The following is a 23,127-nucleotide window of genomic DNA, read 5'->3' as shown; positions in this document are numbered from 1 at the left end:
GGCTCGGACGGCCTGCGGCACCGTCGCGCGGGCGGAAACAGGTCACATTCCCGCCCGCGCGCCGACTCGTTCAGCTGATGCGGTCGAAGTGGAACGGGCAGCGCGTGCCGCCGAGACCGATCGTGGTCGCATCGCGCGGGTGCCCGCGCGCACGGCGTCGCCGAGCGGTTCCACGAACGCCCGGCGCAGGGCGAACACAGCCACGCCTGACGATCGGGAGCGGGCCGCACTCGACCACCTCCGGCAGCCTCCCGCCACGGACGCCGTTCGCCGCCGGTGTGTTTGAGTATCGAGTGTGATAGCGAAGTCGATTCTGGCCGGAGTCCATCTGCTGGCCTGGATTGCGGCACTGGCCGGTGCCGTGGGGGTCGCGTTGCACTTCAATGGGTCGTCATCCCGAACGCTGGTCTTGGCGGCTTCGGGTGCGCCGTATCTGATGATCTCCGCCTTCGTGGCAGCGGTGGCGTTCGCAGCCATGCGGCACTGGAGCGGTGCCGGAGTCGCAATCGTCGTCGTCGCCATCGCGGCGTGGACGCAAGCTCCGCTGTACGTCGGTCGCTCGGGCGCCGAGGACGGACGCCTGGTGACGGTGATGCAGGCCAATCTTCTCTTCGACGGAGCTGATCCCAAGGCACTGGTCGACGAGGTGCGCACGCGGAACATCGGTGTCCTCACCGTCAACGAGCTCACGCCTGCGGCAGTCGAGGATCTCGGCCGCGCGGGACTCGACCGACTGTTGCCGTATCGATTCGTCTCACCGGGAAGGACAGCGACCGGGACGGGAATATGGAGCAGCTACCCCCTGTCGGAAACCGAAGAGTACGACGGCTTCGTGCTGAATCAGATCTCGGCAACAGCAGACATTCCCGGCACCGGGCCGGTCACGGTCTACGCCTTCCACCCGGTACCACCGGTGTTCGGCACTCCGGTCTGGGCCGACGAGTTGTCCCGCCTGCACGACATTCTCGAACGATCGCCGGCAGATCGACCGGCCATCGTCGGCGGCGACTTCAACGCGACCTACGATCATCGGCAGTTCCGCGCGATGCTCTCCGGCCGCTTCGGCGACGCCGCCGAACAGGCCGGTGCCGGACATCTCGTCACCTATCCGACCGACAAGCGGTGGCCGGCCCTGGTCGGTATCGACCACATCCTCGTCGCAGGCGGGCGCGCGGTCGCGGTGGAGACGGTGCGCCTCCCCGGTGCGGACCACCATGCCTTGGCGGCGCGGGTCCATTTGAACAGCGAGCGGCGGTAACGCACGCAGCGGTGCTGAGCGCGGTATCGTCCGGTCGGCCAGGTCCGGATCCGGCTCGATCAGCGGCCGTCGAAGGCGCGCAGGAGTTCCTCGGCGGCGAGCGCGGCGGTCAGGGTGCCGTCGCGGACCTGCTTTTCCACCTGCGCCCGAATGGCTTTCACCTCCGGATTGTCCGCGAGCCTGCGCAGCAACTGATCGTGCACCATGGTCCACGTCCAGTCGACCTGCTGGCGACGCCGCTGCGCGTCGAATTCCCCGGCGTCGGTGAGCACGCGGCGGTGTTCGAGCACCGTGTCCCAGAACCGGTCCAGGCCGTTGCCTTCCAACCCGCTCATGGTCAGCACCGGTGGCCGCCACAGCGCGTCGTGCGGGTGGATCAGGCGTAGCGCACCGGCGAGCTCCCTGGCGGCGGCTTTGGCCTCGACCTCGTGTTTGCCGTCGGCCTTGTTCACCGCGACCAGATCGGCGAGTTCGAGCACGCCCTTCTTGATGCCCTGCAACTGGTCACCGGTCCGGGCCAGGGTGAGGAAGCAGAACACGTCGACCATGTTCGCGACGGTGACCTCCGACTGGCCCACCCCGACGGTCTCGACCAGGATCACGTCGTATCCGGCCGCCTCGAGCAGCACGATGGTCTCGCGCGTCGCCTTGGCCACGCCGCCGAGTGTGCCCGCGGTGGGCGAAGGCCGGATGTAGGCGTCACGTTCCACCGACAGGCGCGCCATCCTCGTCTTGTCGCCCAGGATCGATCCGCCGGTCCGGGTCGAGGACGGGTCGACCGCGAGCACGGCGACCCGGTGCCCCTGCCCGATCAGGTACATGCCGAGCGCGTCGATGAAGGTCGACTTGCCGACGCCGGGAACGCCCGTGATGCCGACGCGGTTGGACGGAACGCTCCCGGAGCCCGCCTCCGGCGAAACCTTCAGCAGCAACTGCTGCGCCAGCGCCCGGTGATCGGCCCTGGTGGACTCCACCAGCGTGATCGCCCGCGCCAGGGCGGCCCGCTCGTTGGCGCGGACCGCCGTGGCGAGGGCGTCGACATCGATCGTCCGGCGCGCGGCCACCTTCGGGGTGTCCCGCGCCGCGGAACCCGCGTCGCTCATTCCGGCGCGGCGTCGCTGCCGAGTTCGTGACCGAGTTCGGCGCCGAGCTTCTTCAGCAGGTCGATGGCCGCGTCCGCGATCACCGTGCCGGGCGGGAAGATCGCCGCCGCGCCGGCCTGGTAGAGCTCGTCGAAGTCACCGGGCGGGATCACGCCGCCGACGATGACCATGATGTCGGGACGTCCGACATCGGCCAGTGCCTGCCGCAGGGCGGGCACCAGCGTGAGGTGGCCGGCCGCCAGCGACGACACCCCGACGACGTGCACGTCGTTGTCGGCCGCCTGCTGCGCCACCTCTTCCGGGGTCTGGAACAGCGGGCCCACGTCGACGTCGAAGCCGAGGTCGGCGAAGGCCGTGGCGATCACCTTCTGTCCCCGGTCGTGGCCGTCCTGACCCATCTTCGCGACGAGGATGCGCGGCCTGCGACCCTCCGCCTCGGCGAATTCCTCGACCAGCTCGCTCGCCTCGGTGATGTTCGTGACCTTTCCGGCCTCGTCGCGGTACACACCGGAGAGCGTACGGATCTCCGCCTGGTGCCTGCCGTACACCTGCTCCAGCGCATCGGAGATCTCGCCGACGGTGGCCTTGGCCCTGGCCGCGTCGATGGCCAGCGCGAGCAGGTTGTTCGCCATGCCGCCCTCGGAAGAGGCAGCGGCGCGGGTCAATTCGGCCAGTGCCCGCCGCACCGCGTCCGGGTCGCGCTCGGCGCGCAGCCGCTGCAGCTTCTCGATCTGCTCGGCGCGCACCCGCGAGTTCTCGACCTTGAGGACCTCGACCTGCTGGTCCTCTTCGACCTGGTACTTGTTGACGCCGATCACCGGCTGCTGACCGGTATCGATGCGCGCCTGGGTGCGCGCGGCGGCTTCCTCGATGCGCAGCTTCGGGATGCCTTCGCCGATCGCCTGCGCCATGCCGCCGTGCGCCTCGACCTCGGCGATGTGCGCGCGGGCGCGGTTGGCCAGCTGGTGGGTGAGCCACTCGACGTAGTACGAGCCGCCCCACGGGTCGATCGGGCGGGTGGTGTTGGACTCCTGCTGGATCAGCAGCTGGGTGTTGCGGGCGATGCGGGCGGAGAAGTCCGTCGGCAGCGCCAGCGCCTCGTCGAGCGCGTTGGTGTGCAGCGACTGGGTGTGGCCCTGGGTGGCGGCCATCGCCTCGATGCAGGTGCGCGCGACATTGTTGTAGGCGTCCTGCGCGGTGAGCGACCAGCCGGAGGTCTGCGAATGGGTGCGCAGCGACAGCGATTTCGCGCTCTTCGGGTTGAATTTCGCGACCAGCTCGCTCCACAGCAGGCGCCCGGCGCGCAGCTTGGCGACCTCCATGAAGAAGTTCATGCCGATCGCCCAGAAGAACGACAGCCTCGGCGCGAACTTGTCGACCTCCATACCCGCGTCGACGCCCGCGCGGATGTACTCGACACCGTCGGCGAGGGTGTAGGCCAGCTCCAGGTCCGCGGTCGCGCCCGCTTCCTGGATGTGATAGCCGGAGATGGAGATCGAATTGAACTTCGGCATCTTCGCGCTGGTGTAGGCGAAGATGTCGGAGATGATCCGCATCGAGGGCTTCGGCGGGTAGATGTAGGTGTTGCGGACCATGAACTCCTTCAGAATGTCGTTCTGAATGGTTCCGGCCAGCTGCTCGGGTGCGACGCCCTGCTCCTCGGCGGCGACGACGTACAGCGCCAGGATCGGCAGCACCGCGCCGTTCATCGTCATCGAGACGCTGACCTGATCCAGCGGGATGTGGTCGAACAGCTGGCGCATGTCCAGGATCGAGTCGATGGCCACGCCCGCCATGCCGACGTCACCCTGCACGCGCGGGTGATCGGAGTCGTAGCCGCGGTGGGTCGCCAGGTCGAACGCTACCGACAGACCCTTCTGCCCCGCCTGCAGGTTGCGCCGGTAGAAGGCATTCGAGTCCGCGGCGGTGGAGAAACCGGCGTACTGGCGGATGGTCCACGGCTGGTTGACGTACATGGTCGGGTACGGCCCGCGCACGAACGGCGCGACGCCGGGCACGCTGTCGAGCGGATACCCCTCGGCCGCAACGGCATCCCGGTCGGCCTTGGTGAACACCGGCGGCACGTCGATGCCCTCGGGCGTCGCCCACACCAGCTGCTCGGGGGCGTACTGGTTGGCCGCCGCGGCAGCGCGCACGTATTCCGTCACCTGCGCCGCGTCGACCGCGGCGGGCTCCGGTGCGCGCTCGGCCAGCGGCACGTCGGCGAAACTGCCGATCACGTGCTTGATCTCACGAGTAGTCATCAGGCTCCCACCTTCTCCAGCAGGCCGGACAGCGCGGCGACGGCGTCGATGCGCGCGGCGAGGAATCCGTCCGGGCGCTGTGCGTCGTCCAGGTCGGCGACGGCTTTCGCCGCACCGGCCAGCAGCACGGTGGACACACCCGCGGCGCGCAGTTGCTCCACCGCCGCACCTGCTTCGGATCCGTAGCGCGTGTCGGACCCGCACAGCACCGCGATCGGCGCCCCCGCTTCGGTGGCCGCCGCGGCGATCGCGTCCACCGCGAGCGGACCGGGATTGATCGACTCGATGCCGCCCGAGGCCAGCAGATTCGCGATGAAAGTGACCCGTACGTTGTGCTCGGCCACCGACCCGAGCGGGACCAGCAGCGCCTTCGGCCGCGTGCCGTGCTCGGCGAGGTAGGCGTCGGAGCGGTCACGCAACTGTTCGAACGCGGCGCCGTAGCGGGCCACCCGGCCGCCGCGCCGCGCCGCCTCGGACAACGGCTGCTCGGCCAGATTCGGGAATTCGTTCACGCCGGTGACGGCGGTCTTGCGGTGCGCGACATCGGTGTCGCGAGCAGCCTTGGTCGCGGCCACGCGCTCGGCGAGCAGACCGGACTCCAGCGCGGCGAGGTAGCCACCGGCCGCCTCGATCTCCTGGAGGAACTCCCACGCCTTCGCCGCCAACGCGGCGGTGAGGTCCTCGACGTACCAGGAGCCCGCGCCCGGATCCAGCACATGACCGAGATGCGATTCCTCGAGCAGCAGCAGCTGGGTGTTGCGGGCCATGCGGTCGGCGAACGACTTCGAGACGCCGAGCTCACCGGCCGGCAGAGCCGAGTCGAACGGCAGCACGGTCACGATGTCGGCGCCGCCGATGCCCGCGCCGAACGCCGCGAGCGTGGTGCGCAGCATGTTCACCCAGGGGTCGCGTTGGCTCATCATGGCGGCCGAGGTGACCGCGTGCTGGGGGGCGCCGCCGAAATCCGGTGCGCCGCACACCTGCGCGACCCGCGCCCAGAGCTGCCTGGCGGCACGGAACTTCGCGATGGTGGCGAACTGATCATCGGTGGCCGCGAGCCGGAACTCCAGTTGCCCCAGCGCGTCCGCGATGTCCAGGCTCTCGGTGAGCGACCGGAGATAGGCCAGGCCCGCGGCGACGGCCGCGCCCAATTCCTGGGCGTCGGAGGCGCCCGCGTCGTGGAAGACGGTGCCGTCCACGGTGATCGCACGAACCGTCTCCGGCCGTCGGACCGCCTGCCCGGCGAGTGCGACGGCCTCGGTCAGGCCGATGTCGGCGAGACCGGCGAAGCGGCTGGTCAGCGGCGCGGCCCCGAGGGCGATCCGGATGTCCTCGCGTTCGGGCGCCGCATAGCCGTCGAGCACGGTGAACACCTGCGCCGCCGCACCGGCGACGTCGCCACCCGCGTCCAGCGTGAGCGGCGCCAATTCGAACAGCAGACCCGCCAGCGCGGCAGGCAGATCCGCCACCGGCACGCCGCGCTCGCCCGCGCCGAGCCAGATCGCGCTGATCCCGTTCTCCAGCCCCGCGAGGATCTCCCGGTTGGCCGCGGCGGCGTCGCGCTGGGCGACCTGCGCGCTGACGAACCAGCCCCGGTGCACATCCCGGGTGGCATCCCGGCCGCGAACGAAGGGAAAGCTTCCCGGCAGCGGCTGCTCCGGCAACTCGTCGCGCCGGGTATAGAGCGGAGCGACGGTCAGGCCGTCGTAGGTGGTTTCGTCGAGCAGCCGCTCGGGCTCCTCGGGAAGTTCGGTGACATCGACGCGGCGAGCCTTCGCCAGCACCCCGGCAACGCCCTTGCGCCATTGCGCGTAGTCGGGCACCGGATCCGCCCCGGGATCTGAAGCAATCGGCATAGCTTGCTGTTCCTCTTCCTCAACGCGGACGCACCGGCAGTGTGCGCCCGTTTCCCTCACATTCGCCCAGCTCAGCGACTACTTCGGTTAACGAGCATTCGTCCCGCTTCCACTGATGCTAGCGGGCGGATTCCCGGCCGGTTGACCCTGCCCGCCACTACCAACGGGTAACCTGTCGCCGGTGACCAGGCTGCTGCGTGACCCGCGTATCGTCGCCCTGATCGTCGGCGCGGTCGCGTTGTTCGGCGCGGCGCTGCTGGTCCCGCTGCCGTCACCGCGCCAGGTGCAGGAGTGGGCGACGTCGGTCGGCCCCGTCTTTCCCCTGCTGTTCTTCCTGGTCCACGCCCTGGTGACGGTGGCGCCGATCCCGCGCACCGTTTTCACCGTGAGTGCCGGGCTGCTGTTCGGACCGCTGCTCGGCATCGCGCTGGCGGTCGGCGCCACGACGGTCAGCGCGGCGCTGGCGATCGCGCTCGTCCGCGCGCTCGATCGCGATCAGGTCGCCGCCCGGCTGACCCATCCCGCGGTGCGGGCGATCGACGAGCGTCTCGCGCGCCGAGGCTGGCTGGCGGTCGGCTCGCTGCGGCTCATCGCGGCGGTGCCGTTCTCGGTGATCAACTATTGCTGTGGACTGTCCTCGATCCGGTTTCGGCCGTACCTGATCGCCACGGTGCTCGGTGTGCTGCCCGGCACCATCGGCACCGTCATCCTCGGCGACGCGCTCACCGGCACCACCCACCCCGCGATGCTGGCGCTGTCCGGCGTCTGTCTCGCGATCGGCCTGGCCGGCTTGGTCGTCGACGCCCGGTGGAAGACGGCGCCGACCGCTCCGGTGGCTGCCGCCGAGCCCGTCGCTGCCGCCGAGCCCGTCGCTGCCGCCGATTAGGTCGCGTTCAATCCGCGGCCAATTCCACCGGAACCGCGATCACGTCCACCATCGCCCCGTTGCGCAGCACGGTCACAGGTAGTTGCACGCCGATCGCCTCGGCGAACAGCTGCCGCTGGATGCCCTGCGCGTCACGCACTTGCGAACGCGCGACGCTCAGCACCAGATCGCCGCGGCGCAGCCCCGCCCGGTCGGCAGGGCCGCCGCGGACCACCTCCACGATGCGCACCCCCGCGGCCTGTCCGGTGCGCTCCGCGACCGGGTCGGGCAGTGGCGCGGGTACTCCGACCAGGCCGAGATACGCCCGCCGCACACGCCCCTCGGCGTGCAGCGTGCCGATGATCCGGCGTGTCGTCGCGTTGATCGGGATGGCCAGGCCGAGCCCGATTCCGGCGACGGCGGTGTTGATGCCGACCACCCGACCCGCCGAATCCGCCAGCGCGCCACCGGAGTTACCGGGGTTCAGCGCGGCGTCGGTCTGGATCACGTCTTCGATCACCCGTCCGGCGCGGCGGGAAGCGACCGGCACCGCGCGTCCGAGCGCGCTCACCACGCCCGCGGTCACCGAACCCGCCAGGCCGAGCGGGCTGCCCACCGCGACCACCAACTGGCCGACCACCAACTGGTCGGCGTCGCCGAGGGCCACCGCGTCCGGCGCGCCGCCGTGTGCGCGCAGTACCGCCAGATCCGACAGCGGATCCACCCCGACCACGCCGAACCGCGCCTCCACCCCGTCGGCGAAGACCACCTCACCTTCGCTCGTCGCGCCGATGACGTGCGCGTTGGTCAGCAGAAACCCGTCATCGGTGAAGACCACCGCCGATCCGCTCCCCCGCCTGGTCCGCACACTGGCCACGTGCGGCGTCACCGAGGCCGCCACCGCGATCACCGTGCGCGAGTAGGCATCCATCGCGGCGTCGTCCACGCCGACCACCACCCCTGTTTGCCGGAATTGCACTACTCGTCCAGGATGCCCCCGGGGCGGGAACGCCGCACCGTGTTCGCCACAGGCGCAACCGGACTGCGGCGCGCCTGGCGTGTCACCGGGCTGTAGCGCGTCGGCAATGCAGCGGACCACCCTGGATTCGCCGTGCCGGACCCAGCCTTCCCGGAGTTCGGCGGCGGCCGAGAGAGCCGGCCTCGGTCTCGGTGCCGTGATCAGCGGCACCGATTCCCGCGGCAGAAGAGCCGATCCGCAGCCCACCGGCAGAGTGACGTCCGCGGCTGTCAGGCGGAGGGCACCCGGTCGAGAAATCCGTGCACGTTCGTGATCCGGTCGTCGGCCCCGAGGGTGATCACGTCCGAGCCCGCGACCGGGGCGCTGCCATCGGCCTGCGAGACCAGTTCCCAGGAGAAGCGGACGATGTCGTGGTGGCCGTCGACCTCGCCGAGGCGACGGAACTCGAAGCCGGGGAACTGCGCCTGCACACCGCCGATGGCCGCCGCCAGCTCTGCGTGCCCGCTGACCGCCGCGAGCGGATCGGTGTACCCGCCGTCTTCGGCCCACGCGGCCGCGACCGCGGCGGTCCTGGCGTCCCCGTCGGTGGCGTTCCACGCGGCGAAGTACCGATCGACCGCTTCCTCGTAACGCGACATGCTGAATCCTCCTGTGCTGTAACGGTTTTCGTCAGCCGATCCGGATCTTCCGATCGGCTGTCTCCAACCTTGCCGTGCCGGGGGCCCCAGGTCGATTACGCGCGAGGTAATGATCGCCGGAAACCGGTGAAAGCCGCGGCCGGGAGTCAGCGCAGGCGGCCCTGCTTCCCGAGATAGACCAACGGAAGCACCGCGACCAGCCCCATCAGGACGACGGCCACGAGCCGGTACGGCCAGGGTGACTCTGGCATCCAGGTGAAGTTCACGCCGAAGCAGGTGGCGATCAGCGTGGGAGGCAGCAGGACCGCGGACAGGTTGGTGCAGGCCTCGACGATCCGGTTCCGTTTCACCTCCAGCCGGCCGATGGCCGATTGCTGCAGGTAGCGGACCTTGTCGTGCTCGACCCCGGCGTGCTGTCGCACCCCGTCGATGTCGGCGATGAGGATGCCGATCGCACCGTACGGCTCGTGGCCGGGCGGCGTGTCTGCCATCAGGTGGCGCGCGGCGCGGGCCAGTTGCAGCTGCGTCTCCCGGACGTGCGAGACAACCTGTTCGGTCGCGTCCATCCGCGACATCGTGCCGCGCACGTCGGCATCCGCACTCTCCCGCTCGTGGCCGTGGACAGCGCTCGCGATCTCCTCGCGCACCTCCTCCAGCGTGTCACCGGCGTGGTGGAGCACCCGCTCCGATGCCTCGTTCAGCGCCCACAGCAGCGCGTACATCACACCGTGCGCGGAGCCGGCGAGCGCCGTGTTGCGCCGCATCTTCGCGACCGCTTTGTCGAACGGGAGGAAGTGCTCCGACGGCTGCAGCGTCACCAGGAACTCACCGCCCAACGCGAAGACGATCGTCGCGCGTTCGATGGTTTCGCCGCGCTGGTAGGTGGCGACCACCGGAATGTAGAGGAAGTTGTCGGTCTCCCGGACCTGGTTGCCTACGGCGGTGAAGTCGATGCCGAGCCGTTCCCGTAGCACGGCCGCGGTGTCGGCGTCGTCGGCGGCGAGGGGAATCCAATGCTGCTGGAGCACTTCGGTGTCGAAGTGGTCGGCGGTCACGGCGCTGAGAAAGGTCGTCATCGGCTACTGCCGCCCGAGAGAGCGCGCACGGGCGAACCCGAGGACGGACCCGCCTGCTGTCGCGGACGGCCGTAGCGCATGCTCGCCGTGGGCAAACGGTGCGGACCGAGTGCGCACCGGATCGCCCCTTCCGGACTCGGTGGGCGAGGCGATATTTCGGCTTTTTCGGGCAATGTGGCCATAGCGGGGGCTCCAATACTTACTATCGTGCGGGCTGGCGCGCCCCTCCGGAGACGGGCGCACGGGTGCGGGCAGCGTCGAGCCGCGACGACACCATGCCTGGGTCGCCCGCGGACAAAGGACCACGCACCGGTCGAACCCGGAGGCGCTGTCCTTACGCGTCGAAGAAATGACGAGGGTGGATTCGTGCCGCGGCGGCCGATCGCGGCGCCGTTGCCCGGCCGCCGATCACGCACACAGATCAACGACGCGCCGGCGCAACCCGTTTCGCGAGAGAGGCCCAGCTGTAGACGTCGATACTGTCATCCGGCATCTGCCGCTCACCTCGCTTCGTGGGTCGACCGGCGCACGAATTGCGCCATCCATCATTAGAAACCCGCCGATCGGGGTACGTCAATCAGTTGCGCAAGTATTCGACCGCGCGCCACTCGGTGGAAACCCAGCGGCGCGCGGTGACCCGGATAACCGGGCACGACAGCGGTTTTCGCGGTGCGCGGCGCCGGGCCGCTCATCGGCCGCCGGGCGGTTGCACAACCGGACACGGTCGTGCCACCCTACCGACAGCTTTGGAGGCGGACGTGACCGAGCACGGCGAGCCGCCGGGCCCCATCCCGGAGGACCGATTACAGGACACCGCAGCGGTTTTCGGCATGCTCGCGGCCACCGCGCGCCTGCAGATACTGTGGCTGCTCGCGCAGGGCGACCGCGACGTCGGCACGCTCGCCGCCGCCGTCGGCCACTCCGTGCCCGCCGTCAGCCAGCACCTGGCCAAACTCAAACTCGCGGGGCTGGTCCGCGCCCACAAAGACGGCAGGCGCCACGTCTACACGATCGCCGACCCCGACATCGCCGACCTCGTCCGCCTGGCCTTCCGCCACCACCGTGAGCACCCCGGCTGACCGGATGTCATACGACCCCCGCTCGTCGACTCTCGCGTCTCAGTGACTTCGGTAGTACTCGGCCAGGGCCCCGAAGGCGGCCTTGGGCTCCCACGGGAGGTCCGGGTAGGTGTCACCCCGGCTGCCTTCGAGGACTTTGACTATGCCGTAGCTCGCCAGGTCCAGGTCGTCGCGTGGGTCACCGCCGGGGCGGTGCACGTGGTCGTAGAGCGCGAGGATGAACACGAACGCGCTGTCGACACCCTCGGCGTCGAAGACTTCCAGTAGCTCACGCAGATAGGCCGCCTGCCCGGCCTCGTCGCGGGCGTACTCGCCGTCCAGCCGGATCGGTCCGTGGGCGTCGTATTCGACTATCTCGAGACCCTGGGCGCCCACGTCGCCGGCGCCTTCGAAGGTCGCCGCGCCGAACTCGGTGATCGCGAGCGGCTTTCCCTGCGCGACAAGGCTACGAACGCCGTCACCGAATCGCTCGGCGACCTCGGCCGTCCGATACAGATCCACCGACACGATGTCGAACGGTGTCCAGTCGACGCGCTCGAGCGGGATGGAAGCGTAGGTGACGCGGCCGCCGAAACGCTCGCGGACGACGGCCACCGCCTTGCCGAGGAAGTCGTTCACACGCGCACTGGCTTCGCCGACCCGCTCGCCCAGATCCTCCGGCCGGGTGGTCAGCAACCGGACGCGCTCGTCGAGAGTGTCGCCGGGGAGAAAGCCGGGGTGCATCAAGCTCAGTTCGGCGCCGGTCACGAACACGACCTCGGCCCCCCGCCGCCGGATCCGCTCCGCGCGCTCGGCGCAGTCCGCGAACAGCGCCAGCATCTCCTCGGCGGTCGATTCGAGAGGGTACGGCGAGAACCATACCTCGAGGCCGAGATCGGCGGCGCAGGTCGCGGCGAGTCCCAACCGTTCGGGATCGCCCCCGATGATCCGCACCGCATTGCAGTGCAGGTCGTCACGAATGATACGCAGCTCGCGGGCCACGGTCTGCGGATCGAAATCGACGCGGGCGAATTGCCCGTCACGCAGGAAGCCGGTCTCGTAGCTGATGCCTTTGGCGCGCATGGCAGCCGTCCTTTCCTTCAAAATAAGGTACGTTCAGTACCTTAAAGGTCCGGGGTGCACCGGGCAAGCCCAGGATCGGGAAGTACGATCGGCACCGACTGCGGAAAGGGGTCGTCGTGGAGGATGCGGTGCGGCAAGCCGGCGCCGGGCAGACGCGCCGGCGCGGACCCGCCCTCGAAGGGGCGATACTGCGGGCCGCGGCGGACGAACTCGTCGAATCCGGATACGCCGCACTCACCATGGACAAGGTCGCCGCCCGCGCAGGCACCAACAAGAACGCCATCTACCGCCGCTGGCCGAACCGGCTGACGCTCGGCATCGCCGCCTACCGGCAACTGGCCACGACGGCGCAACCGCCAGACACCGGCGATCTGCGCGAAGACGTGCTCGAACTGCTGCGGCGCGTCAACCGCCATTGGAGTTCGCCACTGGGCGCCGTCCTGCGGGAACTCATGGCTGCCGCCGGTGGCGCCTCGGAACTCTTGGCGCAGCTGCCGGACCAGTCCGGCGAGGCCACCGCCGCACCGTGGCTCACCCTCCTCGGCCGCGCGGTCGCCCGGGGTGAAGCCGCTCCCGAAGCGCTGCATCCGCGCGTCGCCACAGTGGCCCTCGTTCTGCTCCGCAACGAATTCGTCGTCCGCGCGGCGCCGACCGCGCCCGACGACGTCCTGGTCGAGATCGTGGACGAGGTCTACCTGCCGCTGATCCGCCGACGGGATCCGGCATCGAGCTGACCCGAAGCCGTCCACCGCGCCACCCATCCGTTGCTGAAGTGGTCGGCCGTCCAGCTCGAGCGCGCCGCACCGCACGGCCGGGCGCTCTCGGCAACTCTTCCGCAGGTCGCTTCCCACAGCGCCCGGCCGGGTCGTTCGCGCTGGACAGCGGACCCCTCCGCCTCTCGCGCTCCAACGTGGCAGCGCACCACCAGCGCCGCGGGCACCGAACCCGCGAGTAGGGTTGACCACGGCGTTGCCAGCCCGGATGCTCTACCTTGGCCGACCATCTCGAACATTCGAACGATCCGCATCGTCGTAGCTTCGAGCGTGGCGGCGACGACGCCGCGGATCTGCTCCGGCGTCCGGAACTCGAGGGGAGAATCGCGTGACCTACCGCCTGGACGACATCGACTGCGTGAGTGCACGGGGGCACTCCGCACTAGGGGGAACCCTGGCGATACAGGCGGTGTGGCGTTACGACCGCCCGGTGGACCTGGCCGCGCTGAAGAATTTCCACGAGGCATTGCGGCACGGCAGGCTCGGTCGAGCGGTCGCGCCCGCGATGATCCCCGCCGCGGGGGATCGCTGGACCACCCGCGCCGAATTCAGCCCACTCGAGGTCGCGGACGCCCCCATCCCGCGCGGCCGATTGGAAGCCTGGATCGCCGAGCAGGGGCATGCGGAGTTGCGCACCTACGGCGGGCCCGCGTGGCGGTTGGCGTCGACTCAGCTCGACAACGGGGAAAGCGCGGTGTCGCTGCTGGTTTCGCATACCCTCGCCGACGGCCAGGCATTCTGCGCGGCGGTCGCGGAAGCGGTCGCGGACAAGCGGCTCGATCTGACCTACCGGTCCGACGATTTCGGCCGGATGCGATTGCTGTCCAACGATTTCCGCGATGCCGCGCGGCGCGCCCGGTCGCTGCCCTCGGCGGTCGGCTTGGCGCTGCGGTTGGGCCTGACCCGGCGCGGCGCGGGTCGGCCCGACGCGGACGCCGAGGACTTCCGCCTGCCGACGGTCACCGCGACGGTCCCGGCGCAGCTGTGGCAGGCGGCGGCGCGGACCCGGGGCGGAACCGGCACCACGTTGGCGGTGGCGATGATGGCGGACATCGCCACGGAGATCGGTCGCACCGACGAAGAAGGCCGGGTCCGCATCATGATGCCGGTCAGCACCCGCACCGCCGACGACCTTCGCGCGAACGCCTTGACCTCCATCGATTTCGAAGTCGATCTGCGCGAGGGCCGAGCGGCCGACCTCGCCCCGCTGCGTGCGGTGATGAAGGAGAAGCTCAGCGCGGCCGCCGCGAAAGGACAGAACGTCCCACCGCTGATCCCGGTAGCGGTCGCGCTTCCACGCGGGCGCTACGCCGCGCTCGCGCGGCAAGCCGCTACCGATCCGATTTCCACGGTGTGCTCCAGCCTCGGCAAGCTCGACCCCGAAATCCTCCGCATCGACGGTAGCCCGGCCTCGGCGATGATGATCGGTTTGGTGAATCAGAGCCTGAATTCCCCTGCCGTCCTGACCGAACGCGGCGGCAACCTGTACGTCGCGCTGGTCGAATCCGCCGAGGGAATCACGCTGCGCATCAATGGTTTCCACCCGCCGAAGCTCACCGATGCCGAGCAGCTCGGCGAACTCGTACAGCGTGTGCTCGCGCAGTACGAACTCTCGGCGACGTTCTGGTAGCGGTCGCCCGGGCTCCGCGTTGCGCGGGGGGATCACCGTCGGTGCGGATCCCTGTTGCGCACGCGCGGGCCCGCTCAGCGGCTCCCCAGAATCCGCAGCGCCCGTTCGGAAGCCGAGCCCGGTTCGGCGGCGAACAGGTCCAGCCCGCAGCACGACGGCTCGTCGGGCAGCGCGACGAGCTCGCCGTGCAGGGTCAGCTCGCCCACGACGGGGTGGCGCAGCAGGTACGTCCGGGACCGGACCTGCGCGACCGGGCGCTCGGCCCACATCCGCCCGAAATCCGCGTTCCGATCCCGCCAGTGCTCGATGTGCGACGCGAGCGCGGAGTCCCCGCGATACCGTCCGAGCAGAACGCGCAGATGCGCCACGTGTTCGCGTGCCGCCCGCTCCCAATCGCCGCCGAACAGCGCACGGGAACGGGGTTCGCCGAACAGCAGGTGCGAGAAGGTCCGGCTGTTGTCCGGCAGGGCGGAGAAGTCACCGAACACCGCGACCGCGAGCCGGTTCCAGCCCACGATCTGGGTGTGCCTGCCGACCAGCAGCGCGGGCGTCAGCGCGAAGGAGTCCAGCAGGTGCCGCATGCCGGGCGTCACCTCGGGCTCGGCGGCCCGCGCGCAGGGCCGCGGCCGCCGGGCGATCCGGTGCAGATAGGCCAATTCGTCCCGGTCCAAGCGCAGTGCCGTGCCGATGGCGTCCAAAACCTGGTCGGACACGCGGTCACCGTCGCCCTGTTCCAGACGCGTGTAGTGGGCGATGCTCACGCCCGCCAGCCGCGCCAGCTCCTCCCGCCGCAGACCCGCGACCCGGCGCACCCTGCCGTAGTCGCGCAGCCCGACGTCCGCCGGGCGCACCCGGGCCCGGCGTGATTTGAGGAACTCGCTCAGCTCGGTGCGATCGTCCACCCGACAACCCTATGCACGCCGCGGCGCCGGAAGGTGATCACGTCGTGAGTACCCGGCGCATCGGGCTGGCCGGCCGGATCGAGCCGTTCCACGCTGGAACGCGAGTCACTGTGCGACCGGCTCGGATTCCGTGCTTGCACGCGCTCGGCTCTCCTCGCGGCATCCCACTCACGAATGGAGCGCATCCTTGTCCCGAACCCTCGGACTCATCGGCAGCGGCATGATGGGTTCCGCCCTCGCCCGCCTCGCTGTCGCGGCCGGCCTCGAGGTCGTCCTCAGCAACTCGCGCGGCCCGCAGACGCTCGCCGGTCTTGTCGCCGATCTCGGCGGACTTGCCCGCGCGGCCACCCCGGCGGAAGCCGCGCGCGCCGCAGACCTGGTGGTGGCGGCCATCCCGCTGCACGCCTACGAACACCTTCCCGTCGACGCGCTCAACGGCAAGACAGTGCTGGACACCGCCAACTACTACCCTGAGCGGGACGGTCACCTGGCCGAGCTGGAGGGCGGGGAACTGACCTCCAGTGCACTGCTGCAGCGTCATCTCGTGGGTTCCCGAGTGGTCAAGGCGTGCAACAACATCACCCCGCATCAGCTGGTGTCCCTCGCCCGTCCCACGGGCGCGCCCGACCGCAGCGCCCTGCCCATCGCCGCCGACGACGCGGATGCCAAGGACGAGGCAGCCCGGCTGCTGGACCTCCTCGGCTACGACACGGTGGACATCGGCACGCTCGCCACCAGCTGGCGCAGCGAACCGGACACACCGGTGTACATCCGGCCCTACCTCGGCGAGATACCCGCTATGAGCGTCGATGCCTTCCTCCGCTGGACCTTCCGGACACCCGGCATCGTCGTCCCCGCGACCCGGATCGCCGAACTGACCGAGATCGCCGTCCGCCGTCCCGCAGGCGAGGCCGAACTTCCGAGCGACTCGCCCGGCCCCGGCCACCCGATTCCCGACGCTCCCCCTACTCTGCGCTGACCATCTACTCTCCTGCCGCACGGGCCGCGGCCGCCGACGACCTTCCGTCCACGCGGACAAGGAGCCCTCGGCGGTCACCGGAACGTAGATACGAGTAGCCGCCGGTGGCGGGGCGGTCGGGCGCCGACGTGTTGGACACCCGACCGATCGTCCCCCCGATGTGGCACCATCTGGTAGGTGACCAGCAAACCCGCCGGAGCGCCGCAGCTGCGCGACCTCGCGCGATTGCGTCGCGTCCGCGACCGCATCGACCGGGAATACGCGCAGCCGCTGGACGTCGAGGCGCTCGCGCGCGACGCGCACATGTCGGCCGGGCACCTCAGCCGCCAGTTCCGGCTCGCCTACGGCGAGTCGCCGTACTCCTATCTGATGACGCGGCGCATCGAACGGGCGATGGCGCTGCTGCGCCGCGGCGACCTCAGTGTCACCGAGATCTGCTTCGCGGTCGGGTGCTCGTCGCTGGGCACCTTCAGCACCCGCTTCACCGAGCTGGTCGGTATACCGCCGAGCGTCTATCGGCGCGAGGCCGAGCGCGCGACGGCCGGGATGCCGTCGTGCGTCGCGAAACAGGTGACCAGACCGATCAGGAATCGAGAAGCGCCTGCCGGCCAGCCGCAATTAGCCTGATCGCCATGGACATCACCATCAACGCGAGCTTCCTGCCGCACGACGACCCGGACGCCGCCCTCGCCTTCTATCGCGACCTCCTCGGCTTCGAACTCCGCAAAGATGTCGGGTACGAAGGGATGCGCTGGCTCACGGTCGGCCCCGCCGATCAGCCCGGCACCTCGATCGTTCTGCACCCGCCGGGGGCCGACCCCGGCATCACCGATGACGAGCGCCGCACCATCACGGAGATGATGGCCAAGGGCACCTATGCCGGCATCCTGCTGGCAACAAAGGATCTCGACGGCGCCTTCGAACGGCTCGCCGCCGGTGACGCCGAGATCGTCCAGGAGCCCACCGAACAGCCGTACGGCATTCGCGACTGCGCCGTCCGCGATCCCGCGGGCAACCTCGTCCGTATCCAGGAGCTGCGCTGAGTTCTCCGGCTCTCCCACGCGGATACCGCACACGACGGCGGTGACGGCCGCCGTCACACCGGACACCGGCCCACCCCGGGCGAAGACCTCCGGGAACCGGTGCCTCGGTGGACGCTGCCCACGGTAGCGCAGTGCCTCGCCCCCCGACAGAGGTAAGCAGACCTACCGGGCGAAGCTGGTTAGATCGAGCCAGGCGACGCCGACGGAGACCGCGCAGGCGGCCCCGCCCGACAGATGGAGACACGATGAGCACGGCCACGAGAACGCATACGCAGTCGCCTGCGCAGCACGCCGCCGACAGCCACGATCTGATCCGCGTGCACGGCGCGCGCGAGAACAACCTGAAGGACGTCAGCATCGAGATACCGAAGCGACGGCTGACGGTGTTCACCGGCGTCTCCGGCTCGGGCAAGAGCTCACTGGTGTTCAGCACGATCGCCGCGGAGTCGCAGCGGCTGATCAACGAGACCTACAGCGCCTTCGTCCAGGGCTTCATGCCGACGCTGGCACGGCCCGAGGTCGATGTGCTCGAGGGACTGACCACCGCGATCATCGTCGACCAGCAGCGCATGGGTTCGGACCCGCGCTCCACGGTCGGCACCGCCACCGACGCCAATGCCATGCTGCGCATCCTGTTCAGTCGGCTCGGACAGCCGCACATCGGCTCGCCGCAGGCGTTCTCCTTCAACGTCGCCTCGATCAGCGGCGCGGGTGCGGTCTCGGTGGAGCGCGCCGGGCAGACCGTCAAGGAGCGCCGCAGCTTCAGCATCACCGGCGGCATGTGCCCGCGCTGCGAAGGCAGGGGCTCGGTGTCCGATATCGACCTCACCCAGCTCTACGACGACTCGAAGTCGCTCGCCGAGGGCGCGTTCACCATTCCCGGCTGGAAGTCCGACAGCTTCTGGACGGTCCGGGTGTACGCCGAGTCGGGATTCGTCGACCCGAACAAGCCGATCCGCAAGTACACCAAGCGGGAGATGCAGGACTTCCTCTACAAAGCGCCGACCAAGGTCAAGGTCGAGGGTGTCAACCTCACCTACGAGGGCCTGATCCCCAAGATCCAGAAGTCTTTCCTGGCCAAGGACCGGGAGGCGATGCAACCGCACATCCGGGCGTTCGTCGACCGGGCGGTCACCTTCGCCACTTGTCCCGAGTGCGACGGCACCCGCCTCAGCGAGGCGGCTCGCTCATCGAAGATCGCCGGGATCAATATCGCCGACGCCTGCGCGATGCAGATCAGCGACCTGGCCGAATGGGTGAGCGGCCTCGACGAGCCGTCGGTGGCGCCGCTGCTGGCCGCGCTGCGGCACACCCTCGACTCGTTCGTGGAGATCGGGCTGGGCTACCTATCCCTCAATCGCCCCTCGGGCACGCTGTCGGGTGGTGAAGCACAGCGCACCAAGATGATTCGTCACCTCGGATCCTCGCTCACGGACGTCACCTATGTCTTCGACGAGCCCACCATCGGCCTGCACCCCCATGACATCCAGCGGATGAACGATCTGCTGCTGCGGCTGCGGGACAAGGGCAACACGGTGCTCGTCGTCGAGCACAAACCGGAGACGATCGCGATCGCCGACCATGTCGTCGACCTCGGTCCCGGAGCAGGCACGGCGGGCGGCACCATCTGCTTCGAGGGCAGCATCGAGGGGCTGCGGGCCAGCGGCACCGTCACCGGCCGTCATTTCGACGACCGCGCCGCACTCAAGCAGTCGGTGCGCAAGTCCGAAGGGGCGCTGGAGATCCGCGGCGCGAAGGCGAACAACCTGCGGGACGTCGACGTCGACATTCCGCTGGGGGTGCTGGTCGCCATCACCGGCGTGGCCGGCTCCGGTAAGAGCTCGCTCGTGCACGGGTCGATCCCCGCGAGCGAAGGCGTGGTCTCGGTGGACCAGGCGCCCATCCGCGGCTCGCGGCGCAGCAACCCGGCCACCTACACCGGCCTGCTCGAGCCGATCCGCAAGGCGTTCGCGAAGGCCAACGGCGTGAAACCGGCGCTGTTCAGCGCCAACTCCGAGGGCGCGTGCCCCACCTGCAACGGCGCGGGCGTAGTCTTCACCGACCTGGCGATGATGGCCGGTGTCGCCAGTACCTGCGAGGAGTGCGAGGGAAAGCGGTTCCAGGCCTCGGTGCTGGAGTACCACCTCGGCGGCCGCGACATCAGCGAGGTGCTCGCGATGTCGGTGCTCGAAGCCCGGGAGTTCTTCGGCGACGGTGCGGCGCGCACTCCGGCCGCGCACGCCATCCTCGGCAGGCTCGCCGACGTCGGGCTGGGTTACCTCAGCCTCGGCCAACCGCTCACCACGCTGTCCGGCGGCGAACGGCAGCGGCTCAAGCTGGCCACCCACATGGCCGACAAGGGCGGCGTCTACATCCTCGACGAGCCGACTACCGGTCTGCATCTCGCCGATGTGGAGCAGCTGCTCGGCCTGCTCGATCGGCTCGTCGATTCCGGCAAGTCGGTCATCGTCATCGAGCACCACCAAGCGGTGATGGCGCACGCCGACTGGATCATCGATCTCGGTCCGGGGGCGGGCCACGACGGCGGCCGGGTCGTCTTCGAGGGCACACCCGCCGACCTCGTGGCCGCTCGCTCCACCCTCACCGGCGAGCACCTCGCGGCTTACATCGGCGCCTGATCGGCACTCTCCCGAACACCGTGTGACGGCGACCGCGCCGCTGAACCGAGCCCGAGCAATCGGGCGGTCAGGGCGAGGACGCCGTCACGGTGATGTTGCCGGGAGATCATGTCGGCGATCTCCGGGCGCATGGCCAACTGGACCAACAGGGTTCCGATTCCCCCGCCCCGGCCTCCACCGGCACGGTGTCCTCGGGCCCGATCTCGGCGGCTTCGATCACTCCCACCGCCGTCGCGCCCTGCCCGAGCAGCGCGAGTGCCAGGTGTTCGCCGAGGCGTTCGTCGAGCGGGACGGCTGCCGCTACCGCCAAACGGGCAGGGGCCCGAATCGTCGCAGGCGCGAGCGGGAGCGCGAAGCGGAAGTTGGCCGCCGACCTGGGCGCCGATGCGACCGTGGATCACACACGACCGGGCTGGCCCGGCGAGCCGAGGAATCGACCGTGCGCGGCGAGCTCACGCCGGTCATCGGGACGGTGCTGCCGCTGGCCGAAGCGGCGGCAGCGCATCACGCGTTCGAAACCCGCACGGCGATCGGCAAGACCATCCTCACCATCTGAACCGCGACAGCGCCTACCGGCCGCGATGCCGCCGGGAAAGGCGCGTCCGTGTCCGCGCGCCGACGTGCGAGCCCGGATTCCCTTGCGAGTCCGTCAGTTCCAGTTGTCGATCTTGACGTCGTAGGGCTCCGGTGCGCCTTTCCCGGTTTCGATCAGCGACTTCAGGCTCAGCAGAAAGACCGCCCACTTGGTGCTGCAGTGGTACATGGACTCCACCGGCTCCTTCCAGCCTTGATGCTTGAAGAGAACGATGGTGTAGTCGTCGGTCCGGCCGAGGTTCCAGTCCAGCTGCGTGCCGACCCAATCGTCAGGTCCGTCGATCACCTCCCACAGCACGCGCTTGCCCGGCTCGAGCGCGCGGACCCGCATGTCGAATCCCCCGGCCCCGAACCGGAATTCGATCACGCCGCCGACCTCACCGGCTTTGCCCCGAGTGTCGGTCGTCCACCAACCGGCAAGCCCCTCGGTGGTGGTCAAGGCGGCGTAGACCTCGGACACCGGCGATTGGATTCCGACTCTGTGCAGAATGTCGACCATTTTCGGTTCCTCTTTCTTCGGTTCTTGTCCGGCAGCGGGAATTCACTGCTGGTCTTGCGTGCGCTGGATCGCTTCGGCGATCCGCTTGATCCGACGGAGCCTGGCGTCCCAAGCCGCCCCCACCGACGACAACTGGGCGACCGCGCGAGCGAGTTGCGCCTCGTCCACCCGGTACCTCCGTTCCCGACCGGCAGGCGTGCCGTGCACCAGGCCGACACGGTCGAGCACGACGAGATGTTTCGCGACCGCCTGCCGCGTGACGGGCAGTCGCTCGCTGAGACCGGTGGCCGTGCCCTCCCCCTCCGCCAGGAGCAGGTCTAGCATCCGGCGGCGCGTCGGATCCCCGATCGCGGACCACAGGTCGTCATCGACGACGACGGTCACGGCGTCGACACCAGCCGCACGATGTACTCCCCCAGCCGGGGAACATAGGTGTCCCATCCCACGGTGTGTTCGCGGTACTGCTCGGCCAGCTTCGCGGCCTCCCAGCCCATCTCGCGGAACCCGACCTCGGTGAGCCGAATCCGGGTGCCCGCGCCCGAGGGGGTCAGCTCGAAGGTGACCAGCAGCGAATCGGCCGAGTCGTCGACCGCGCCGCCCGGATAGCACCATCGGAAGGAGAACAATCGGGGCGGCTCGGCCTGCACCACCATGATCGGGACGACCTGCGCCCGGTCACCCCAAATGAGCTCACCGACCGCACCGGGAGCCACTTCGAACTCGGCGTCGTCGCTCCACCATTCCGACATGTGCTCCGGGCTGCTGACGACCCCGTAGACCACCTCGGGCGAGGCGTCGACGTGTATCTCCCGTTCGATGCTGCCGTACTCCATGCTTTACCTCCATATGCAACGTTTGGTTGCGCATGACGCTAGTTGAGATTCGGCAATTACGCAACCATCGGTTGCTTATCTCCGACGGCATCGGGACGAGCGCGCCCATCGAACAGCCCTTGAATGCGACATGTGCGACAACTAAGGTAATTTCGTCGCACAGAACTGAGAGGGCTCGATGATGACCGCACACCTGGGAACCGCGCACGACGAGGCCGTGCGGGAAGACCCGCAGCTCGGGCCCGGCACACTGCTGTGGCGTTACCTCGGTGACCTCCGACTGTTCCTGGTCGCCGCGCCCTACGGCCTACTGGAACTGATGCACCCTGCCGTCGGGGCCGGAGTCACTCAGCATTCCGACTTCTTCGGCGATCCCTGGGATCGGGTATTGCGATCGATTCCCGAGATCATCGGCACGGTCTACGATCCCGTCGAACGCGGCACCGGCACCAGCGTGCGGGACTATCACCGCGACATCAGGGGCACCGACGCCCACGGCGACCGGTACCACGCCCTCAATCCCGAGGTCTACTACTGGACACATGCCACGATGGTCCAGGCGGTCATCGACATCGCCGACGTGTTCGGCGACGGCCTGACAACGACCGAGCGCGAGCAGCTGTACCAGCAGAGCAAGACCTGGTTCCGGCGATACGGCGTCAGCGACCGGCCGATGCCCGCCGATTACGCCGCTTTCCAGCGGTATTTCCACGCCGTGTGCCGTGACGAGCTGGAAGCCACCGCCTCGGCGCGCTGGTTGACCGACCGGCTGCGATTCACCAGCGATATGCGACTGCCGTACCTGCCGCAACCGGTCGAACGGGTGCTGCGGCCGGTGATCATGTCCGAATACCGGGTGATCACCACCGCGATGCTGCCCGAGCCTGCCCGCGACAAACTGGGGCTGCGCTACAGCAAGATCGATCAGGCACACTTCCGCGCCGCCGCGACTCTGATTCGCAACGCCTGGTCGCTGGTCCCCGAACCCCTGCGCTACCACCCCCGAGCGCGGGAGAGCATGCGGCAGGCCCGCGCACTCGGGCAGGATTAGGTTC

22 protein-coding genes are annotated in these 23,127 nt (G+C 69.3%); 11 read left to right on the top strand and 11 right to left on the bottom strand.

Going from position 1 to position 23,127, the window contains the following annotated elements; genetic code table 11:
* Positions 1 to 295 precede the first annotated feature (295 nt).
* Entirely contained in the window at positions 296 to 1,258 is a 963-nt protein-coding gene (locus tag IU450_RS24085) for an endonuclease/exonuclease/phosphatase family protein (RefSeq protein WP_324197791.1), read from the top strand.
* 59 nt (positions 1,259 to 1,317) lie between these two features.
* On the opposite strand, the gene meaB is transcribed toward IU450_RS24085, so the two are convergent.
* Genes meaB through IU450_RS24070 form a run of 3 tightly spaced genes read right to left on the bottom strand, consistent with a single transcriptional unit; the run spans position 1,318 to position 6,481 of the window.
* Positions 1,318 to 2,361, bottom strand: a complete 1,044-nt coding sequence (meaB, locus tag IU450_RS24080) for a methylmalonyl Co-A mutase-associated GTPase MeaB (RefSeq protein ID WP_195152014.1) — start codon at positions 2,359 to 2,361, stop codon at positions 1,318 to 1,320.
* Positions 2,358 to 4,625 (bottom strand): methylmalonyl-CoA mutase, encoded by a 2,268-nt coding sequence (gene scpA, locus IU450_RS24075; protein WP_195152013.1) that lies wholly within the window; start codon positions 4,623 to 4,625, stop codon positions 2,358 to 2,360. Before scpA ends, meaB begins: the two co-directional genes overlap by 4 nt.
* On the bottom strand, positions 4,625 to 6,481 hold the full coding sequence (locus tag IU450_RS24070) for a methylmalonyl-CoA mutase family protein (protein WP_195152012.1): 1,857 nt from the start codon (positions 6,479 to 6,481) through the stop codon (positions 4,625 to 4,627). Before IU450_RS24070 ends, scpA begins: the two co-directional genes overlap by 1 nt.
* A gap of 181 nt (positions 6,482 to 6,662) precedes the next feature.
* On the opposite strand from IU450_RS24070, the gene IU450_RS24065 reads away from it, so the two are divergent.
* Positions 6,663 to 7,367 (top strand): TVP38/TMEM64 family protein, encoded by a 705-nt coding sequence (locus IU450_RS24065; protein ID WP_195152011.1) that lies wholly within the window; start codon positions 6,663 to 6,665, stop codon positions 7,365 to 7,367.
* Between the two features lie 7 nt (positions 7,368 to 7,374).
* On the opposite strand, the gene IU450_RS24060 is transcribed toward IU450_RS24065, so the two are convergent.
* The 3 genes from IU450_RS24060 to IU450_RS24050 form a co-directional block, all read right to left on the bottom strand.
* Entirely contained in the window at positions 7,375 to 8,277 is a 903-nt protein-coding gene (locus IU450_RS24060; RefSeq protein WP_228835057.1) for a S1C family serine protease, read from the bottom strand.
* A gap of 317 nt (positions 8,278 to 8,594) precedes the next feature.
* Complete coding sequence (locus tag IU450_RS24055) at positions 8,595 to 8,963, bottom strand: nuclear transport factor 2 family protein (RefSeq protein WP_195152009.1); 369 nt, start codon at positions 8,961 to 8,963, stop codon at positions 8,595 to 8,597.
* Between the two features lie 146 nt (positions 8,964 to 9,109).
* Positions 9,110 to 10,039, bottom strand: a complete 930-nt coding sequence (locus IU450_RS24050; RefSeq protein WP_195152008.1) for a CorA family divalent cation transporter — start codon at positions 10,037 to 10,039, stop codon at positions 9,110 to 9,112.
* A gap of 758 nt (positions 10,040 to 10,797) precedes the next feature.
* Here IU450_RS24050 and IU450_RS24045 point away from each other — a divergent pair.
* Positions 10,798 to 11,118 carry a metalloregulator ArsR/SmtB family transcription factor gene (locus tag IU450_RS24045; protein ID WP_324197790.1) on the top strand — a complete coding sequence of 107 codons (321 nt, stop codon included), beginning with the start codon at positions 10,798 to 10,800 and terminating at the stop codon, positions 11,116 to 11,118.
* A gap of 39 nt (positions 11,119 to 11,157) precedes the next feature.
* Here the strand turns inward: IU450_RS24045 and IU450_RS24040 are convergent, their stop codons facing one another.
* Positions 11,158 to 12,180 (bottom strand): hypothetical protein, encoded by a 1,023-nt coding sequence (locus tag IU450_RS24040; protein WP_195152007.1) that lies wholly within the window; start codon positions 12,178 to 12,180, stop codon positions 11,158 to 11,160.
* A gap of 116 nt (positions 12,181 to 12,296) precedes the next feature.
* On the opposite strand from IU450_RS24040, the gene IU450_RS24035 reads away from it, so the two are divergent.
* On the top strand, positions 12,297 to 12,914 hold the full coding sequence (locus IU450_RS24035) for a TetR/AcrR family transcriptional regulator (protein WP_195152006.1): 618 nt from the start codon (positions 12,297 to 12,299) through the stop codon (positions 12,912 to 12,914).
* Between the two features lie 367 nt (positions 12,915 to 13,281).
* Positions 13,282 to 14,583: a hypothetical protein gene (locus tag IU450_RS24030; protein ID WP_195152005.1), complete on the top strand. Its 1,302-nt coding sequence runs from the start codon at positions 13,282 to 13,284 to the stop codon at positions 14,581 to 14,583.
* 74 nt (positions 14,584 to 14,657) lie between these two features.
* On the opposite strand, the gene IU450_RS24025 is transcribed toward IU450_RS24030, so the two are convergent.
* The gene (locus tag IU450_RS24025; RefSeq protein ID WP_195152004.1) at positions 14,658 to 15,485 is read right to left on the bottom strand and encodes a helix-turn-helix domain-containing protein; all 828 of its coding nucleotides are present in this window, start codon (positions 15,483 to 15,485) and stop codon (positions 14,658 to 14,660) included.
* A 187-nt stretch (positions 15,486 to 15,672) separates the two neighbouring features.
* Between IU450_RS24025 and IU450_RS24020 the strand changes: the two genes are divergently transcribed.
* From IU450_RS24020 to IU450_RS40635, 5 genes are all read left to right on the top strand, one after another.
* Positions 15,673 to 16,464 (top strand): NADPH-dependent F420 reductase, encoded by a 792-nt coding sequence (locus IU450_RS24020; protein WP_195152003.1) that lies wholly within the window; start codon positions 15,673 to 15,675, stop codon positions 16,462 to 16,464.
* Between the two features lie 177 nt (positions 16,465 to 16,641).
* On the top strand, positions 16,642 to 17,091 hold the full coding sequence (locus tag IU450_RS24015) for a helix-turn-helix transcriptional regulator (protein ID WP_195152002.1): 450 nt from the start codon (positions 16,642 to 16,644) through the stop codon (positions 17,089 to 17,091).
* Between the two features lie 5 nt (positions 17,092 to 17,096).
* A complete protein-coding gene (locus IU450_RS24010) occupies positions 17,097 to 17,507 on the top strand; it encodes a VOC family protein (RefSeq protein WP_195152001.1) in 411 nt (136 codons plus the stop codon).
* A gap of 245 nt (positions 17,508 to 17,752) precedes the next feature.
* Positions 17,753 to 20,146 (top strand): ATP-binding cassette domain-containing protein, encoded by a 2,394-nt coding sequence (locus IU450_RS24005; RefSeq protein WP_195152000.1) that lies wholly within the window; start codon positions 17,753 to 17,755, stop codon positions 20,144 to 20,146.
* 439 nt (positions 20,147 to 20,585) lie between these two features.
* Positions 20,586 to 20,702 (top strand): zinc-binding dehydrogenase, encoded by a 117-nt coding sequence (locus tag IU450_RS40635; protein ID WP_195151999.1) that lies wholly within the window; start codon positions 20,586 to 20,588, stop codon positions 20,700 to 20,702.
* A 93-nt stretch (positions 20,703 to 20,795) separates the two neighbouring features.
* Here IU450_RS40635 and IU450_RS23995 read toward each other — a convergent pair whose 3' ends face one another.
* Genes IU450_RS23995 through IU450_RS23985 form a run of 3 tightly spaced genes read right to left on the bottom strand, consistent with a single transcriptional unit; the run spans position 20,796 to position 22,072 of the window.
* Positions 20,796 to 21,239 carry an SRPBCC family protein gene (locus tag IU450_RS23995; protein ID WP_195151998.1) on the bottom strand — a complete coding sequence of 148 codons (444 nt, stop codon included), beginning with the start codon at positions 21,237 to 21,239 and terminating at the stop codon, positions 20,796 to 20,798.
* A 42-nt stretch (positions 21,240 to 21,281) separates the two neighbouring features.
* Positions 21,282 to 21,623 carry a metalloregulator ArsR/SmtB family transcription factor gene (locus tag IU450_RS23990; RefSeq protein ID WP_324197789.1) on the bottom strand — a complete coding sequence of 114 codons (342 nt, stop codon included), beginning with the start codon at positions 21,621 to 21,623 and terminating at the stop codon, positions 21,282 to 21,284.
* Positions 21,620 to 22,072, bottom strand: a complete 453-nt coding sequence (locus tag IU450_RS23985) for an SRPBCC family protein (RefSeq protein ID WP_195151996.1) — start codon at positions 22,070 to 22,072, stop codon at positions 21,620 to 21,622. The genes IU450_RS23990 and IU450_RS23985 overlap by 4 nt, the downstream gene beginning before the upstream one ends.
* 178 nt (positions 22,073 to 22,250) lie before the next feature.
* Between IU450_RS23985 and IU450_RS23980 the strand changes: the two genes are divergently transcribed.
* Complete coding sequence (locus IU450_RS23980) at positions 22,251 to 23,123, top strand: oxygenase MpaB family protein (RefSeq protein WP_195151995.1); 873 nt, start codon at positions 22,251 to 22,253, stop codon at positions 23,121 to 23,123.
* Positions 23,124 to 23,127: the final 4 nt, after the last annotated feature.

Source organism: Nocardia abscessus (assembly GCF_015477775.1).
Lineage (GTDB): Bacteria > Actinomycetota > Actinomycetes > Mycobacteriales > Mycobacteriaceae > Nocardia > Nocardia abscessus_A.
Note: the sequence above shows the minus strand (reverse complement) of the source record. Positions and strands in the feature narration are given on the sequence as shown.

Excerpts from the sequence above, each read along its gene's own strand:
- meaB (WP_195152014.1), bottom strand. The coding sequence starts at position 2,361 with ATGAGCGACGCGGGTTCCGCGGCGCGGGACACCCCGAAGGTGGCCGCG.
- scpA (WP_195152013.1), bottom strand. The coding sequence starts at position 4,625 with ATGACTACTCGTGAGATCAAGCACGTGATCGGCAGTTTCGCCGACGTG.
- IU450_RS24070 (WP_195152012.1), bottom strand. The coding sequence starts at position 6,481 with ATGCCGATTGCTTCAGATCCCGGGGCGGATCCGGTGCCCGACTACGCG.
- IU450_RS24060 (WP_228835057.1), bottom strand. The coding sequence starts at position 8,277 with ATGGATGCCTACTCGCGCACGGTGATCGCGGTGGCGGCCTCGGTGACG.
- IU450_RS24055 (WP_195152009.1), bottom strand. The coding sequence starts at position 8,963 with ATGTCGCGTTACGAGGAAGCGGTCGATCGGTACTTCGCCGCGTGGAAC.
- IU450_RS24050 (WP_195152008.1), bottom strand. The coding sequence starts at position 10,039 with ATGACGACCTTTCTCAGCGCCGTGACCGCCGACCACTTCGACACCGAA.
- IU450_RS24040 (WP_195152007.1), bottom strand. The coding sequence starts at position 12,180 with ATGCGCGCCAAAGGCATCAGCTACGAGACCGGCTTCCTGCGTGACGGG.
- IU450_RS24010 (WP_195152001.1), top strand. The coding sequence starts at position 17,097 with ATGGACATCACCATCAACGCGAGCTTCCTGCCGCACGACGACCCGGAC.
- IU450_RS24005 (WP_195152000.1), top strand. The coding sequence starts at position 17,753 with ATGAGCACGGCCACGAGAACGCATACGCAGTCGCCTGCGCAGCACGCC.
- IU450_RS23995 (WP_195151998.1), bottom strand. The coding sequence starts at position 21,239 with ATGGTCGACATTCTGCACAGAGTCGGAATCCAATCGCCGGTGTCCGAG.
- IU450_RS23985 (WP_195151996.1), bottom strand. The coding sequence starts at position 22,072 with ATGGAGTACGGCAGCATCGAACGGGAGATACACGTCGACGCCTCGCCC.
- IU450_RS23980 (WP_195151995.1), top strand. The coding sequence starts at position 22,251 with ATGATGACCGCACACCTGGGAACCGCGCACGACGAGGCCGTGCGGGAA.